The 17,690-nt window shown below is 41.6% G+C and carries 11 protein-coding genes; all 11 read right to left on the reverse strand.

The genetic code is table 11. The annotated features are described in order from the left end of the window. Positions 1 to 29: 29 nt before the first annotated feature. Positions 30 to 347, reverse strand: a complete 318-nt coding sequence (locus tag ABD930_RS17325) for a helix-turn-helix domain-containing protein (RefSeq protein ID WP_345233526.1) — start codon at positions 345 to 347, stop codon at positions 30 to 32. A gap of 229 nt (positions 348 to 576) precedes the next feature. Beyond that, complete coding sequence (locus tag ABD930_RS17330; RefSeq protein ID WP_345233529.1) at positions 577 to 804, reverse strand: type II toxin-antitoxin system RelE/ParE family toxin; 228 nt, start codon at positions 802 to 804, stop codon at positions 577 to 579. 110 nt (positions 805 to 914) lie between these two features. Continuing rightward, positions 915 to 2,372 (reverse strand): alpha-L-fucosidase, encoded by a 1,458-nt coding sequence (locus ABD930_RS17335; RefSeq protein WP_345233531.1) that lies wholly within the window; start codon positions 2,370 to 2,372, stop codon positions 915 to 917. 165 nt (positions 2,373 to 2,537) lie between these two features. Beyond that, a complete protein-coding gene (locus ABD930_RS17340; RefSeq protein ID WP_345233534.1) occupies positions 2,538 to 4,154 on the reverse strand; it encodes a beta-N-acetylhexosaminidase in 1,617 nt (538 codons plus the stop codon). 219 nt (positions 4,155 to 4,373) lie between these two features. Beyond that, positions 4,374 to 6,476, reverse strand: a complete 2,103-nt coding sequence (locus ABD930_RS17345) for a glycoside hydrolase family 2 protein (RefSeq protein WP_345233536.1) — start codon at positions 6,474 to 6,476, stop codon at positions 4,374 to 4,376. A gap of 132 nt (positions 6,477 to 6,608) precedes the next feature. Next, positions 6,609 to 8,225 carry a RagB/SusD family nutrient uptake outer membrane protein gene (locus tag ABD930_RS17350; protein ID WP_345233539.1) on the reverse strand — a complete coding sequence of 539 codons (1,617 nt, stop codon included), beginning with the start codon at positions 8,223 to 8,225 and terminating at the stop codon, positions 6,609 to 6,611. A gap of 10 nt (positions 8,226 to 8,235) precedes the next feature. Further along, positions 8,236 to 11,580, reverse strand: a complete 3,345-nt coding sequence (locus ABD930_RS17355; RefSeq protein ID WP_345233543.1) for a TonB-dependent receptor — start codon at positions 11,578 to 11,580, stop codon at positions 8,236 to 8,238. Between the two features lie 102 nt (positions 11,581 to 11,682). Beyond that, positions 11,683 to 12,861 carry a FecR family protein gene (locus tag ABD930_RS17360; RefSeq protein ID WP_345233546.1) on the reverse strand — a complete coding sequence of 393 codons (1,179 nt, stop codon included), beginning with the start codon at positions 12,859 to 12,861 and terminating at the stop codon, positions 11,683 to 11,685. Positions 12,862 to 12,948: 87 nt separating this feature from the next. Then, positions 12,949 to 13,530, reverse strand: coding sequence for an RNA polymerase sigma-70 factor (locus ABD930_RS17365; RefSeq protein ID WP_345233549.1), 582 nt, complete (start codon positions 13,528 to 13,530; stop codon positions 12,949 to 12,951). A 258-nt stretch (positions 13,531 to 13,788) separates the two neighbouring features. Then, positions 13,789 to 16,590, reverse strand: coding sequence for a TonB-dependent receptor (locus ABD930_RS17370; RefSeq protein WP_345233551.1), 2,802 nt, complete (start codon positions 16,588 to 16,590; stop codon positions 13,789 to 13,791). A gap of 563 nt (positions 16,591 to 17,153) precedes the next feature. Then, positions 17,154 to 17,618: a DUF6428 family protein gene (locus ABD930_RS17375; RefSeq protein WP_345233553.1), complete on the reverse strand. Its 465-nt coding sequence runs from the start codon at positions 17,616 to 17,618 to the stop codon at positions 17,154 to 17,156. Positions 17,619 to 17,690 lie beyond the last annotated feature (72 nt).

Here is a 17,690-nt window from a genome sequence, read left to right on the forward strand (position 1 = left end):
AAATAATAAAAAAACCACCTGATCGGAACTTACGGTTGTCCAATATGGACACTTAAGTTAGGCAATTCAACCTGAAGTTTCACTTTTGCTTTCAATGCGGTAAATACCTTTAGCAACGTATCCATTGTCACATTACTTGCGTTATTTTCGAGACGTGAAATCTGAGCTTTTTGAACACCAATTAGTTTTCCTAATTCTTCCTGTGTCAGATTTCGTTCTCGCCGGGTTTGTTTAATGGCTTTGCCGATCAGGTCCATCTGAAGTTCATATTCAAATAAATCCCTTTCCGCAGTTCCTATTGCTCCGATAAGCTCGTTTTGCACTTCATCTAATGTATGTGTTTTCATCTATTTATTATTTTACTATGGCTGATGAGCGCTCGATGTAAATAATCATGCGCTGTGTGTCTATATTATTTACACCTCGATTTCATACGTTCCGTTATATTTATTCTTTATTAAAGTATTTTATCCTCAATTGTATTGCTCGCTGCATTTCGTTATCTGGGACTTTACTCCGTTTCTTAATAAAACCATGTGTTGAAACAACCAGCGTATTCGATGTGGATGTTTTGTCCTAAAATGCTAAAAGCCTATATTGAATTCCCTGATATAACGTCCTAAATTCCCATATGTCGTTATTCAACTTTTTGAATAATTCTTGATCGTGTTGTATCTGAGCTTTACGAATGTTATAAAGGATCTTCTCATAGTGTTTCCGTTCCAATTTTTTCAAAAACTCAAAAGCCTCATCCAAAAACACAATTTCAAAAAAGTTTATCCATTTATTTGTAGATCTTGACACAACAAAGGTACCAAAAGTTTCATTATAACGAAACTTTTGGTACCTTTTATAAGCAAATACCTAGTCTAAATTTAATATAGATCTATGCCGTTTTAATCGAACATAAGTCTTTAGGTTTTTGCCTTTTCATACCGCACATCGCTGTCTTGATCCAGATCGGAACTTTCCCACACGATGACTTTGGGTTGCGTCGGTTTATCCTTTAAATGGATAAAATATTCATTACCTTCGGCGCTCCGATGAATCTCTTCAGTCTCATATTGCTGCTCAGGATGGGCGAGATCATAGAGTTTTCCGATTCCTTTTCCGCTCGCATTCTTGATCTTTAAGGTTCCGGAAACGGGCACATTGAACACAATCAGGTAATATTTTCCAGTTTTTCTATTCTGTGTGATGTATCCCCAATCTTGTTTCTCCAGACCGGCATAACCGCAATCATAAATAGCCTCGTGATTTATTTGCATCCAATCGCCAATTTCTTGCGCCAGTTTAGCCTCTTCTGGTCGGATTGTGCCCTGTCCATCCGGACCGAAATTAAGCACGAAATTACCGTCCAATGCCACCGATTGTGCCATCATTTCAATTAGCTCGGTACTGGTTTTTACATGTCCGCGCCATTCCGAATGATAGCCCCATTGGTTTTCCGGCACCGTCATAACACAATCCCAATCGTTACCATGTATGTCTGCTATGGTTTTGGGCAATTTACGTTCCCAGCCTTGTTCATAATCGTCCATCAGATCCCCATTGGTATCAAAATGCCGTTTACCGTTCTCATCAGCGCGAAAACGACTACCGATAATTAAGCCCGGGCGCATTGCTCGTAGTTCCGTTTCCAAGCTATCCGCAAAGGCTGCCTGCGCGACCCATGCCGCATCCCAGGTACCGTCAAACCAAAGTCCTTTTGCACTGGGATAGTTCGTTAAAAGCTCTTTTAGCTGGTTTGCCGTAAACGTTTTGAATGTTTCATAGTCTCGTTTTTCAGCAACGGTCTTCGGTGCGGCCGATTGATATCCTTTATGGTTCCAGTCGATAATCGAAAAGTAAAGGTATACATCTATCCCTACTGCATCATAAGCATCAACAATCTCCTTTAATGCGTCTTTTTTATAGGGCGTATTGGCGATGGTATAATCGGTATATTTACTTGGCCAAATACAAAAACCATCATGGTGTTTGGTTGTAATTATCACATAGCGCGCGCCCATGGCTTTTGCCTGTGCAGCCCAGGCGTTGGCATCAAAGTTTTTTGGATTGAATTGCTGATATAGATGGTCATAATCTTCGTTCGGCATACCGCTCCAAGAGCGGATCCATTCCGCCGCACCTGGATAATATTTACCTTGCCAATGCCCACCGGGAATAGCATATAAGCCCCAGTGGATAAATTGCCCTAAACCATAGTTCCGCCAGATTTCCATTTGGGCATCGGTACGCTTGCCGATATGATGTGCGCCGTGTTGCAGTGCTATGGATGAACGTTGGGCAGTAGCCCCCGGGAATTGAGCTTTTAGGGGTTGAATAATTCCTATTGAAAGGAATAAAATAAGGTATGTAAGTTTTTTCATTTTGGTATTGTTGAGTAGTTGAATCGTTGAGTAGTTGAGTAGTTGAATCGTTAAGTTGTTGAGTCGTTGAGTTGTTGCGTAGTAAAGTAGGCGGTTACCACTATCACTACTTAACTACTATCACCACTTAACTGCTTCTAACATCTCATGTCTAATATCTAATCATCAATTTTCCTCCGCATTTAGATCTTTCCTATCTTTTTTAAAATACACCGGCTCAGGAATTTCCGTTGGATCGAATGGATTATAGAAATAGATGTTTTGCTCACGGTATAAAGGCAGTTGTTGTTTTAACCTTGCTATGAATTGATCATAGTTCTTACGACCATCACGTGACCATGCTACTTCTGCCAATGCGGCTATCCGTGGAAAAAGCAGGTAATCTACGCGCTGAAGGTTGGTCACGGTCTCTGTCCATAGATTCGCTTGTATCCCTAACACTTGATTTTTTACCGTTTCCGTTAGTAAACTATCGGCATTGAAATGGTAAACCGATTGCATACTACTAATCTTTTTACCCCATTTCCTACCCGCGTGATGCGTACTATCCTGTACAAAATCAAAATAAAAGGGAAGTCTAGGGCACAATACCGTTTGATAACCTTTAGACAAAGCCGTTTGCAATTGTTCAGGTTTATCATGTCGCCACCAGAAAATGACCGTTTTCTCTTTCGGTAAGTTGATGTCGGCCATTTCGTCCCAAACCAACAATTTCGCATTCAGCTGATAAACCGAGTCGGCCATACGCTCCATAAACGCATGTTCCACATCTTTTAGATTTTTCAATTGATGTTGTTTCATCAATCGTTTAATCCCTTCGTTTTGCGACCATTTATCCGTTCCAAAACTCACTTCATCTCCTCCCAGGTGCAGCATACCCGATGGAAACAAAGCATTGGTTTCCCTCAGGATGTTAGCAAGGTAGGTATACGTTTCCTCCTTACCAGGATCAAAGGTAAAATCAGGATGTTGCGGATTACCGCCGCCACTATATTGCGGATAAGCTCGATTCGCAGCCGTTGCATGACCGGGCATATCGATTTCCGGTATAATCGTGATGTTTCGGTTAGTAGCGTAATCAACGATTTCGGCAATTTCCCGTTGACTATAAAATGCCGCAGGTTTCTTCGGATCATTATAATCCCCCACGCCGCCAAGTAACGCTAGTTTGGGATATTTTCTAATCTCAATGCGCCAAGCCGGTTCGTCTGTCAGGTGCCAATGCAGTTTATTCAGTTTATAAAAAGCCATCCAATCTAATAAACTGAGGAGCTTCTCTTTTCCAATAAAATAACGGGATTCATCCAGCATTAATCCACGCCAAGCATAACGCGGGCGATCCTTAATATTCCAACAAGGGAGTTCAATCTCCTCTTTTATTTCTTTTTGCCCAGCAATTAATTGCACCAAACTGCTAGCTCCATTGCATATTCCGGCAACACTTTGTCCTTCAATAGTAATAGCTCCACTACACATGGTCAAGCGATAAGATTCATCATCGGCAGCCCCATTTTTCAGCTGTAGCACAATAGCCGAACGGTTTGTTTTGGCTGTTTGTCTTGTTAATGGTAGCGATTTCAACCGCAGCAATTCTTGTTGGATATAGGCAGCAACAGTTGCCAACGAAGGGTCATTCCATACGAGGGCCGTCTGCTTATTCAGTTTAAAAGTTGCTGCTTGTGCCACAGCTTCTTCTGGTGCCGGTATTATGGGGCACAGTGTCTGCTGAGCGCCTACTTGAAAGGCTATGAGCAGCAAAAAGAGAACATTTAAAATCCGCATATATGTTGAGTTGTTAAATCGTTAAGTAGTTGAGTGGGAAAATTTATAGGATAATACGTAAGCCTACTCAACGACTATCACTACTCTACTACTTAACTACTATCACTACTTAATTAGTATCAAGACCTCCGTTCTTAGTTGTTAGTCGTACGTACGCATCATCAAATTGGCTAATCATCAAATTGGCTAATTACCTACTTCAATACCTAACCACTATCACTACTTAACTTTTTCTCCAACCAACTCCCATTCCATTTCATCGCTTAATGTCTTTCCCTTAGTTGTACCTTTAGCTTGAATTTTATTAACTCCTTTTTGTAAGGTGATACCCTCAAAAACCCAATGCCGCTTATTAACACCCTGTTTACCCACTACTTCCTGACCATTGACGGTCAAGGTTACCCGGTCGAGGTTAGCAAACACCTGAACTTGGGTCTGCGCATGGGTACGCTTATTGTCCCTCCGGTTGGCGATATAGATCATGGGTTCTGGGTTCCAATTGGCTTTATACCAATAAAAGCTATCTTTTTTTCGTTTCCTATCGAAACTGATTAAGCCTTTCAAGTTCCGTGCATTCACCCCTCCACGGTTCCACAGCGGCACGGCAAATTCAAACGTATTCCAGAGATAGGAAGCCAAAATATAGGGGTGCTTTTCGATGATCGCCCACTGCTGGATATGCGTTTCAGTTTGATAATTTTCGGGATAAAACGTTCCGCTAACAGGATTAATTGTTTTAGGATCAGGTAAATCTTCCGCAGCTTGGTCCATATTTCCATCGGCACCGTACTCCGTTAACATCACCTTATAACCCGGATATTCCTTTTCCAATCCGCTAGCCCATTCTTCTAAATCGCCTATTTTTCCTTCGTACCAACCATAGTAACGGTTCATTCCTTGCACATCACCAGCAAGATTTGCCGGTCGCCCCATTTCGCCATAGCCACTTACGGATGCGGTATAACGATCCGGATCATTTGTTTTCGCTAGATCATTCAATTCTCTGGTCAGTACCGGAACATGCTCATCCTTGGTTTTTGAATACACTTCGTTGTGCATCCCCCAGATATAGATCGAGGGATGGTTCATATTTTGGCGGATGAGTTCAGTGAATTGCTGCTTGGCATTATCGCCTTCTTCGAGCGAGCTGGCATTCACAAAAGGAATTTCAGCCCAAATTAAAAAGCCCATTCTATCGGCCAGTGCATATATATCTTCTGCTTGCTGATAATGCGCTAAGCGAATGGTTGTTGCCCCCATCTCTTGAATCAGCTGCATATCTTCCTGATGTTGTTCATGTGAGAGGGCATTACCATATTGCCATCGATCCTGATGACGGGTAACGCCATACATCGGATACTTTTTACCATTTAAGAACATACCCACTCCTGCCCGGAGTTCAAATGTTCGCAGGCCCAAAGGCTGGGTTACCGCATCTATTTCTTTTCCGTCTGCCAACAATGAAGTCGTAAGTGTATACAGATAAGGATCCCTTATCCCATCCCACAAATGCGGTTTTTGCATATGGATCGACTGTTCTACCAAGGTCATGCCCTGCGGGTTTACCTCGACATCTTTTTCTACTTTGGCCACTTGTTTCCCTGAAGCGTCTTTCACAAGGGTACTCACCCGGATTTGCCGGATGGACTTTTCCTTATTTTCCAATTTCGCCCTAACCACTACGTCGGCTGCCTTTTCCGAAACATGCTTCTGGGTAATATATATACCGGGAGACGCATAATCGGTTAAGGTAATATTGATTTTGTTGGTCACGATCATGCTTACTGGGCGATAAATACCACCATATAAGGGGAATAAAAATTGATTAACCGGGATAACATCCTTGCGGGCATCATTATTGGTTTTTACGAGAATGGTATTTTCTTTCCCATAATCCACCGAGTTGGTAATTTCGAATGCAAATGCAGAGAAACTCCCTTTGTGTTCGGTTAAGTAGTTTCCATTGATGTAAATCGTCGCTACCGAACCCACACCTTCGAAACGTAAGAAAATCCGTTTACCTTGCAATTCCTTTCCTACGGTAAACACTTTTTTATAAAAGGCATCACCGGTATAGAAATTTTTGTCGAGCTGCATGTCGGTACGGTTATAGGTGTGGGGTATGGTCACCTGCTCCCAGTTAGCCGTTATAAAATCGGTTTCTTTTATATAGTCATGTGCTCCCTTTTTAAACTGCCAATCGGTATTGAAAGGAAAAACTTGCCGTATCGATTGTGCCTTCACACAAGGGTTTACTAAAAAGAATACCGCTAAGAGGAATACAGCAACAAAAGGTGTTTTTTTATCGGTCGGATAAGACATGGAATGGTATCGTTTATAGCTGTTTATTAGTTAAGATGCGTTGCTTTACAATATTAATAAGGTTTTTAGTTTAAACCAAGTTAACATTTGACACAATCGGTTGCGTGATTTATCTACAACCTTTATCTTTTCTTAATTATAGCCTGGATTCTGCGGAAACTCGGCGCCCGAATTCGCATCGATGACTTCCTGTGGAATGGGCCATAAGAGGTGATGTTTTTGAACTTTTCCTGCCGATTGTTCATTTAAATCTTTCACTCTTCGCAAAAACACCTCTTCACCAAAGCGCGACAAAGTCATTCGCCGCATTTCTTCGCCGATCAATTCCCTTGCCCGTTCGTCCAGCAAATAATCCACATCTACTTCAGCCACAGCAATAGGACTTGCATTCGCCCGTTCACGCACCACATTAATAGCTTCGGCTGCCGCAGCTTGATTATGCTGTTGTAGATAAGCCTCTGCCAATAGCAAATAGGTTTCGGCAAGTCTTATCTTAACTCGGTCTTTCATGTTTCCTTCAAAAGCTGGGTTGTCTGCTGTTTTACCATAAAAGAATTTGGTCGTGGTTGGAAACAAATTACCTGAAGAGATGATTTGCTGCGTGATCGTCACTTTCTTACCATATAAGGGAGATGTTGGATCATTGTAATACCAATTCCGCTTAATGTTGTATTCCGAATTACGGATATCTTTTGCTTCATAGCTATTCAGCCACCAATCAAAAGGCCGAATTTGCCCTAGACCACGGCCTCCTAGCGAATCGGCCAAGGTAAAGCCACCCAAGTTCGCATAAAAGGGCACCCAAGCGCGCTTACTCCAATCCGTGTACAAGTCGCCACCCCCTTGGGTATTATATTCCAATTGTATAGCCCATATGGTTTCCCGATTACCCGATTTTCTATTTTGATTATGTTCAATAAACATATCATGAAAAACATCGCCATCTTGATCCTTCTCCGCACCGAAGCGCGCTTTATTTAAGCTATAGTGACCAGATGCTACCACTTGTTTTGCAGCGATAATTGCCGAGTCCGGTTTTTGGGCAATTAAATAATCCTCTGCCAGGTAATGCAGGGCAGCCCATTTCGTTAACCTGCCATCTTCCAATGCATCTGGATTATCGGGTAAATTTTCGGACGCAAATTTAAGGTCGTCAATCATGTGTTGTATTACCTCCATTTTAGGCATACGAGTAAAATCCGTCCGCGGTTCACTGCTCACTTCTTCCACCCAAGGCACATCGCCATAGAGGTTAATCAGGTAACGATAGCCATAGGCACGGAAAAACAGGGCTGTGGCTCTCACCCGTTGCGGATCATTATCCGGGTCATCCCAGGCAATTTCATTGTTATCCAGGGCATGGATAATGGTATTGGCATTGGCAATCAGGCCATAGCCAAATTTATAGTAGTTACGCACATAACTGGAATTATTATCCAGGGAATAGTTTGCAAAAGGAACCAAGGATCCATCCGGTCCATTCGTTTTAGTCGCAACAATGTCAGTACCAACCTGCAAAGCTTCCTGAGGGGTTGCTCCCTGCGTAAACAGTGACCCGGCAAAATCCCATGTCTGGAACTCCAAACGTGCGTAGGCATATAGGCCATTTAATCCCGCTTCAAAACCAGCGGTGCTGGTATAGGAATTTTCAGGCGATAGGAATCCGCTGGTATCTTCATCCAAGAAAGATTTTTTGCATCCGCTCAATGTAGCTGCCAACAATGCGATATATATGATTTTATTTGTCATTTTCTGCTGATTAAAATTGAACATTCACACCTAAAGAAAACACCCTCGGAACCGGATACGGTGATAAAATATTGGTTGATGTCGGATTTCCCGTGGTAGAACTGACGGTTAACGCTTCCGGATTATATCCCTTCACTTTGGTAAAGGTATATAAGTTACGTGCATTGATGTAGGTACGAATAGAGCCGATATGCAACTTATCCAGTTTTTCACCCTTAAAGGTATAGCTCAGGGTGAGGTCGCGGATACGCCAAAAAGCCGCATTGATATAGTATTTGTGCGTATTGACCGGCACATAGCCCGGAGAAGGCACTTCATTGCTAGGGTTTTCCGGCGTCCAGTAATCCATATCCGATAAGTAATTGGCCCCACTACCCGGTACAAAGCGTTCCACATTGGTAAAATTATCCTCCTTGGTGACACCAAAGGCCCCATTCATAAAGAAGGACAAACCAAATCCTTTATAGGTAAAATCATTACCAATACCCAGTGTATATTTCGGTAATTTCGTACCCATCACCGTACGGTCGTCTGGTGTAATGGCTCCATCTCCATTAATATCGGCCAGCTTGGCATCTCCGGGTTTTGCATCCGGCTGCCAGGAGTTAGCAATGTCATCATCTTGCTGCCATACACCAATGACCTTATAATCGTAAAAAATACGTATCGGCTGACCGATGATATAACCTGCCGAGGGGTTACTTTTCCCATCACCTGTTAATTCCACAATTTCATTGTCGTTGTAGGCGAAAGTAAGGTTGGAGTTCCATGTAAAATCATCTTTGATGATATTTTGGGTATTCAGGTTAACTTCCAGTCCAAGGTTCTTGGTTTTCCCGATATTGCTCACAATGGTATTATAACCATTCATAATGGGCACTTGCCTGCTCATCAGCAAGTCATTGGTATGTGTTTTATAAAAATCGATACTACCATTGATCCGGCTATTGAACAAGCCAAAGTCAAGCCCTGCATTAAACGAACCCGTAGATTCCCATTTCAATGTTTTGTTTCCGATAGCATCGAAACCTAAGGCCAAGCCGTTTACTGCATTTCCGGCATCACCAAAGAGGTATTGCATATTGGTGAAGCGATCGTAGGTCTGGTAAGCACTGATGGCTTGGTTACCATTTTTACCGTAAGAAAGTCTTAGCTTTAAATTATTGATCAGCGCACTTGAAAAGAAATCTTCCGAAGAGATGACCCATGCACCGGCAATGGAAGGAAAGAAAGCCCAGCGATCATCTGTTGAAAAGGCCGAATAACCATCCGATCGTCCGGTCAGGGTTAGTAAATAACGGTCTTTGAAGCTGTAATTGATCCGGCCCATGTATGAAAGCAGCGCGGTATTTACTAAGCCCGATTCAATTTGTTTATTATTAGCCGCTGCTTCCAGGTTATTATAGCCATTATCGACAACGAAATCTTCCCCATACAAGCGGGTATCTTTTATTTTTGATTTTTGGGCGCTATATAGGCCAACCACATTGATTTTATGATCACCAAAAGTCCGATCATAGGTTAATAAGTTCTCCCAAGTCCAGTCGTACGCATTTTGTCCGGTAACTTCTCCGTAACCATGCACGCCTTGACCAGATAAGGTGTTTGACCCGTAATAACTTCCTGTCTCGGTATTCCGATAATTAATGCCAAAGGTGGTTTTGAAGCTTAGGCCTTCTAGGGGAAGCTTTACATCCAAAAAAGAATTAGCATAAACCGACCGCTTCGTCTCATCATTGATTCCATTTTCATCAGCAAAAGGGTGTGCGTACAAGGTTTGTGCATACATCGGATAGGTCACAATGTTACCGTTTTCATCACGATCTTTACCATAGGGACTCATTTTGACCGCATTATCGATAGACGGTTGCACGCCATTATTGTCTGATTGCGTCAATTGCGCAATAAATCCTAGCTTCAGCCATGAATTTAAATTTTGATTCAGGTTCAGGTTTACATTATACCGCTTAAACGGAGAATTTTTCACCACTCCTTCCTGATTCAGGTAAGCAGCAGAAGCATAATATGTGGCATTTTCATTACCTCCCGAAAAACTAAGCTGATGTTCCTGAATTGGGGCATTGCTTTTAAAAATACGATCCTGCCAATCTACCTCAATTCCCTTTTGCGCTTGTTCCCACACATTCGCAAAAAGATAATTTTCCGGATCAAGCTCATCGCCTGTACGTCCCATAGCCACCTGGTAATCATGCATGTATTGCAAATACTCCGGTCCATTCATTAATGGAAGGCGCCTAGCCACGTTTTGCACGCCAAAATAACCGTTGTAAGCAATTCTAGGCTTACCTACCTCGCCTTTTTTTGAGGTGATTAAAATAACACCATTCGCTGCTCTAGAACCATAGATTGCTGTGGAAGAAGCGTCTTTCAAAACGGATATATTAGCAATCGTATTGGGGGAAATATCGCTCATAGAACCGCTAAACGGTATTCCGTCTAAGATAATTAAGGGATCGTTTGAGGCGGTGATGGAATTCTCTCCGCGCACACTGATCGATGCGGTAGCACCTGGACTAGCGTTGCCGGTATTAATGCTCAATCCCGCCACCTTTCCCTGCAGTTTATCCACAATATTTGGTGAGTTTACATTTTCCAAATCTTTGGACGAAACTGTAGCAATACTCCCCGTTAGGTCAGATTTCTTCTGTGCGCCATACCCGACAACAACTACTTCATCCAGCACATCTTGATCTTCCTGTAAAACAACTTTCATTGTGCCCGCTGTTGCCGGAAGTTCTTTTGTCTGACTACCCACATAGGAGAACACTAATATTGCTCCTTGCGGTACATCCTTTAAGGTAAATTTCCCTTCACTATTCGTGACCGTACCTTTGTTGGTAGATTTTGCTCGTATAGATACCCCTGGTAGTGGTTCACCGCTAACATCGGTAACCATCCCAGTAACGACCGATTGCTGGGGTCGTGTATTTACGTGAAGCATCTCGCCTTTTGGTTTTAAGGTAATCGTTTGGTCAACGATTTCAAAAACAAAGGGCTGATTGGCAAAAACCTGATTGATAACGTTTGTTATGGGTTGGTTATTTACCTGAATAGAAACAGGGTTGGCCTGCGCCAGGTATTTTTGGTCATAAAAAAACGTGTAACCGCTCTGCTTACTCAATTCTTCTATAACCTGTTTCAGTGAGGCCTGTTTAACATGCAGTGAAACTTGCTGTGCATATCCGGCTTGCGCAATTTGCAAGCCAGTAAGGGTTAAGAAAAGAACCGTTAACCGCGTCATACGTCTCAGTGTAGTAGTGGTTTCTTTTAAGGTAAGATAGCACTGTTTCGATAAAAAACAAGCTTTACCTACCTTATGCGTTTTAAAATTCATAAGTTTGTTTGTTAGGTTCCATTAAACATTAATTCCAGCGTTGAACGGGCCTGATTAAACCGGTGATGTTGGCGCATCGCCGGTTTCTAGCCTTGACGTAATTTATCTTATCAAGATTAACCTCCTTTCTTGTCCGTTACTTAACGGAGCTTCTATTCTAAATTTAAGATCACTCGTTAATTCAAGAATTTGTAGCACTTTGGAGAGCTTGGCCTCTCGTGTTAATTTACCATTATACGTATTGTTCGGAAATTGTTCCAATCCAACCACATCGATGTTATACCAACGTTCCAACTGTCGCATAATCGTCTTCAAGTCTGTATTGTCAAATACAAATTGACCGTTCTTCCAAGCAATAGCCGCTTCGGGATTCACCTCTTGCACCAATACTTGATGACCATAGTTTTTGACCACACTCTGTTCATTTGGTTTCAACACCTGACTATCACCGGTAGTAGCAGAAACTTTCACCTTTCCTTCAATCAATGTTGTTGTGGTTATACCTTCATTTTCATACGCATTAATGTTGAAATGCGTTCCCAAAACCTCCACCTTTTGGTTCAAGGCATAGACCACAAACGGTTGATGTGTTTTCTGCCTTGCTACTTCAAAATAAGCTTCTCCTGTCATTTCAACTTTTCGTTCTTTTGCGGCAAAGGTTAAGGGATAGCGAATGGACGATGAAGCATTTAACCATACTTTAGTACCATCGGGTAAGATGAGTTGAAATGTACCACCCTGTGGTGTAGAAACTTCATTGTATAAGCTATTCACGGATGAGTGATCTATCTTGTCTTTAGCCAGCTTTATAGCCTCGTATATTAACTGTCCGTTGGCATCTTTGGATATTTTCAAACCCGCTTGGGTGATGGACTGACCAGCCACTAAACTATCCAGATCAACTTTTTTACCATCAGTTAGGGTTAATAGTGCTTTGTTTGTACCGGGATTAACATCTTGAACTATTTCCTGGCTTTGCACATTAGTTGATTTATAGGCAGAAATGAAGAAGCGATAACCGATAAATGCAACGAACAAACCAATACATGCGGCAGCGATCCAACGCGCCTGAACACCCATTTGTAATTTATTTTTTTTCTGTTTCTGTATGGCCTGCCACATATCGTTTTCGGCGGCACATAGCACTTCCTCACGCAATGGCTTTTCGTCGGTATTCCATTGCAGATACCACTGTTCCAATAGTGCCTTCTCTTCTTCGGTACATTGGCCATTTTTATATTTCCGTAAAAGTTTTTTAGCCTTGTTTGTGGGTCTTGCCATAATCTTCATTAGCCATCGAGGCTAACTAATAGGATAAGACGGATAACTTAAGCCAAGGGGGGATTTAGATTTGTAATCTTTATTCGTTCAACTGATCAAGAAAAACAGCAAACTTAGAACAATCCCCAATTTGACCCGTAAAATTTTTAAGGCTTTTTTGATTTGATCGGTTACCGTTTGGTGGGATATATTTAATTGCCGGGCAATCTCTTTATGTGAGAGGTGTTGTTTTCGGCTTAATTCGAATACCGCACGCATTCTAAAAGGCAACGCTAAAATGGCCTCATCAATCTGATCCTGCATCTGCTGCTCTCGGATAGGATAATCGGCCCAGGTTTCTTCGTGTTCTATAAAATCCTGTAAAGATGCTAAATAAAGTGCTGCGTTTTTCTTTTTGGACAGGTTATCCAAAATTTTGTTCTTCACGGCGCATAGCAGATATCCTTGGAAGTTATCTGTTGCTAGCGCTTGTCGCTGTATGAGGTTCCAAACATTAATAAAGACATCCTGTACCACATCTTTTGCTTCCTCCTCATCGCGTAACTTATGATAAGCATGCGTATATAGTTGCCGGTTGTAACGACGGAACAATAATGAAAAAGCTGATTGGCTTCCGTCATTTATTAACAATAGCAATTGCCTATCTGTCAAATGTGCTATTTTTTCCATATTGCAACCATTCTCCATGTACAATTTGCACGACCTTTTATGATTTATTTTAAGGTCGTATCGTAACCACAACATTGCTAATCGTATACGCTAACTCCAAGCAATATACTAGCAAATTAATCCTCAAATTTGATTTGGCTCTGTTGGTAGCGTTAGTTCGAAGCAATAATAAAAAGGAAAGGAGATAAATCAAATGTTTATGACAACGCAATCGATTGTCCAATTTTACGCAATCGATTGCTTAATGGTTTGCTAGCATTACCACCCTCTTCTCATGCTTCTGCCACTTTCTCTCCCCCCTCTACCACCAAACATGTGGCCGCCGAAGTTGCGCAGGTTATAGGTAAAGCTTAGCAAAAAGTATCGCTGTAGGATATTGGTTTGTGCATCTTCAATATAGCGTTCGGTAATATTCCGGTTCACTTGTGTATTACTGTTTAGCAAATCGAAAGCAGTAAAGGTGATTTCTGCTTCTTCCCGTTTGAACAATTTCTTGCCAATCGATGCATTCCACAGCAAAAAGCTTTGATCATAGCCCGCAGCCATACCTGTATTGTAACGATAATTCAGGCTAGAAGCGATGCGCACACCTTTCCAAAAAATGTAGGTAAGGTCATTTCGAAGGGTCTGATTATAGGAATTATAGCTCAAGCTGCTATTGTTATTATTACGCACCATACTATAATTGCCACTATATGATAAGCTAAAAATAATTTTCCGACTGATGTTGCTATTGATGCCCACTCGTTGGTATATGCCACGGGTCTGTGTATGGCTTACCGCACCATTCAACAGCCCTACATCCCGATTTTGATGCAGCGTTGTATTGCTGTTGATGTTAATTTTCAAGGTTTCTATAGGCCTACCAAAAGAAATATTCGCCCGCAAGCTATAGTAACCATTTACGTTTACCGGACGGGAGAATTGGGCGCCCTTTCCAAGCAATACCCCATCTACAATAAACGTGTCGGCTTCAGCAATAAACGTTGAATTAACGATCCTGTTTTTCGTAAAATCGCCGTTTAGATTGACGGAAAAATTGGCTCCCGTTTCCCGTTTTACACTGTTGTAGTTGATACTGAAGGCATGCCTAAATTCTTGCCTTAAATCTGGATTTCCTCCGGTAATCCGGAGCGGATTTTGATTATTAATAACATCCTGTAATTGCAGTACATTAGGCGCGTTGGTTGATGTGTTATAATTAAATCTTATCCGCCTGTCGCGCGAAAAACGATAGGTAAAATTTGCATTGGGCAAGTAATTGATAAATTGGTAACGTGCGCTTACTTCTTCTGGAAAGACACGATCATTCGCAGTTCTCGCTTGCTGATAATCGATACCGAGATCGAATAAAACGGTTTCCCTGGAAAATTGATAGCTTAAACCTGCACCATAAAAACGGTAGTCATTTCTGAACTCATTCGATAGTTGCCGATTAAGCTCCGAGTATTGGCCCGTTTCTTCCAAAAAGTCATACATCTTCCGATCGGAATAACTGTTATTATTACGTACACTCGCATTAGCCATGATCCTAGTGTTTGAATCTAAGGGCTCCGTATAGGTAATCCGGGTATTCCAACTGCTACTATTGGAGTAGCTGTTATTTCGATTATTTACGGTATCACTTCTATCAAGCGATTCCCCTTCGTAGAATAAATTATAAGAAAGGGCAAATGCCTCATTCCGGTTCCGGTTGTAATTACGTTCTATATGCGCCGAAATGGAACGACCCCGGTTACTTAGCCGAATGCCATAATCAATACTTCCGCCGATGGTAAAGGCATTATTATGCCCATTATTGGTACGATTAGAGGTATTAATTAGCTCCTGCTGAGCACCCAATGTGATGGTATTATTACTATTGGTTGTTTTGCCACGATTAACGTTAATGCGCGGATTTACCGTTAAACGCTGCGTTGAATCTTTCTTATATTCAATCCGCAAGCTCGCTGCATGGCTTTGGTTATCCCGACCTGTTTGCTGTGCACTTTGGTTAAATTGGTTGGCGTTGTTCCCAATCAATATTTCGCGGTTAGCACTGCGGATTGTATTTTTATCCGAGGTATTGAAATGATAATCCGCATTAAATTGCACATCTTTCCACCACGTGTTATTATAGTTTAAGGCAATCCGATGGTTTGGTCCGATACCGCTCCCCCCGTCGTCTCCACCTCGATAGCCCCCACGCCCTCCACTAGCCCCTACCAATTCATTGCTCGCCGCATTGCCCTGATTGATGTTATTAGACAGGATATTGGTGCTGATCCGCCGATCACCGTTAAAAGCATTTAAATAACCACCTGTATTATAGCGACTATCATTGCCTGTGGCGCCTGATAATCGGCCAAAATACCCATGTCTTTTTTCCGGTTTAGTAACAATATTAATAATCTTATGCCGATTGCCATCGTCGAAACCTGTTAGTTTTGACTGTTCACTCTTCTCGTCAATCAGCTGGATTTTATCGATCACATCAGCCGGTAAGGTTTTTAATGCTACTGCCGGATCTGAGCTAAAAAACTCCTTCCCGTCGACAATAATCTTTTGTACGTCTTCCCCTTGTGCGGTCACCTTACCATCAGCATCGATTTCTACACCCGGAATTTGCGCCACCAGTGCATCGGCATCGGCATAAGCTTCTGTTGAATACGCCCGTGCATCAAATTCCGTAGTATCGCCCTTAATAACTACTGGTGGTGGACCCACTGTAATACTTACCGAATCAAGCATCGTCAAATCCAAATTTAGGCCTACCCTGACGGTTTGATTTTTATCGACAACCTGTATACGCTTCCGTTGCGCCCGATAACCAATATAACTAAATAACAAGGTGTAATCGCTTGTAGGCACTTGTAAAAAAGCAAAAGCACCATCTTGCTGCGCTACTGTTTGTTTAAGAATGGAATCCTTTGATGTGATTAAACTAATCTTTGCCCCTAACAAACCGCGACCATCAGTACTATCTACCACATGACCACTGATCGTATATTGCGCTGCACTTGGAAAAGAAAGGATGCACAAGCAAGCCAAAGCAAAGAGAAATAAATGGATCTGACGCATTTATTAATTGGAAATAACGATAAAAAGAATTAGTACTGTTTGTTTTAGTATAAGGTAAGATGCTGTATCGTTTTAAAGGTTTAACTGTAACTGCTTTGTTACAATACACACTTATTTTGTATCACCGAAAAAACGTAGAATATTCCGGTTGCTATCAGCAGCCTTTTCGCTGCACACACTTGTATCTGCTCAGGCGTGTTATCGGAAATTCAGGATCTTCAAATGGGATAGGTATTCTTTTTTCTGCACCTGCAATAAACGGACATCCATATCTGCCTGCGAATAGGTCATAATAGCTGCAAAAGCTAATATAGGGTTAAAAGGGTTATCATACTTTTTGGAAAAACCAATGATAGGCAACGCGTTATCGCTGTATTTAATGGCATATACAGGATTATGTGTACAGCTAAATTGAGGTTTATATCTTACCCACTATCAACCTTTTGTTGTAGAAAAGCTATCAGCGGTTGCAATAGAACTTTGCGTTCTTCGTTGATGCTTTAAATAGAAAGAATCCTGTCAATTGTTTAACTAATCACCAATACATCATTGATTTTGCGATTTTAACAACATCCTGAATTAGGTGTACAACAAGTGTCATTCAATGCCGATAATTTTACTTTTTGCTTTTCCACAGGAATACCACAAGAATCACCCGCCAAACAGGCCGTTTGTTTGTTCTTTAATATGAAATTCTTTCCGTTAAAATCTAAATCGTATTTGCCAATGGTTTCACTTTGGTATTCTACCTCTACTTCAGCATCTTCAATACCCAATTTTTCTTCTGATAATTCGATGATGTTTAATAGTTTAGCAGACTTTAATCGGTGTTCAACATCGTTAGCATTCCACAATTGGAAATTGATGACCTTATCGTTTCTAATCGTTCCGCCGCAATCAATAAAATGTTTGGTTACAACGCCTATCTCCGTAATATGAAAATGTTCCGGCACAAAAGTTCCATCTTCTAACTGAAATGCTACATTGTCCAATGTAGATACGATTTCTTTGATTTGTTCAAGTGTCATATTATTTGTTTTAAAGGTTTCACGAACTGCAAGCGGTTCTATTGTTCCATTATAGCTTAAATTATACTAAAT

Source organism: Olivibacter ginsenosidimutans (genome assembly GCF_039542865.1).
GTDB classification, from domain to species: domain Bacteria; phylum Bacteroidota; class Bacteroidia; order Sphingobacteriales; family Sphingobacteriaceae; genus Olivibacter; species Olivibacter ginsenosidimutans.

What these genes read in the sequence shown, in the direction of transcription:
- ABD930_RS17325 (WP_345233526.1), bottom strand. Translation starts at nt 347, where the DNA reads ATGAAAACACATACATTAGATGAAGTGCAAAACGAGCTTATCGGAGCA.
- ABD930_RS17335 (WP_345233531.1), bottom strand. Translation starts at nt 2,372, where the DNA reads ATGAAAAAACTTACATACCTTATTTTATTCCTTTCAATAGGAATTATT.
- ABD930_RS17340 (WP_345233534.1), bottom strand. Translation starts at nt 4,154, where the DNA reads ATGCGGATTTTAAATGTTCTCTTTTTGCTGCTCATAGCCTTTCAAGTA.
- ABD930_RS17345 (WP_345233536.1), bottom strand. Translation starts at nt 6,476, where the DNA reads ATGTCTTATCCGACCGATAAAAAAACACCTTTTGTTGCTGTATTCCTC.
- ABD930_RS17350 (WP_345233539.1), bottom strand. Translation starts at nt 8,225, where the DNA reads ATGACAAATAAAATCATATATATCGCATTGTTGGCAGCTACATTGAGC.
- ABD930_RS17355 (WP_345233543.1), bottom strand. Translation starts at nt 11,580, where the DNA reads ATGAATTTTAAAACGCATAAGGTAGGTAAAGCTTGTTTTTTATCGAAA.
- ABD930_RS17360 (WP_345233546.1), bottom strand. Translation starts at nt 12,861, where the DNA reads ATGGCAAGACCCACAAACAAGGCTAAAAAACTTTTACGGAAATATAAA.
- ABD930_RS17365 (WP_345233549.1), bottom strand. Translation starts at nt 13,530, where the DNA reads ATGGAAAAAATAGCACATTTGACAGATAGGCAATTGCTATTGTTAATA.
- ABD930_RS17370 (WP_345233551.1), bottom strand. Translation starts at nt 16,590, where the DNA reads ATGCGTCAGATCCATTTATTTCTCTTTGCTTTGGCTTGCTTGTGCATC.
- ABD930_RS17375 (WP_345233553.1), bottom strand. Translation starts at nt 17,618, where the DNA reads ATGACACTTGAACAAATCAAAGAAATCGTATCTACATTGGACAATGTA.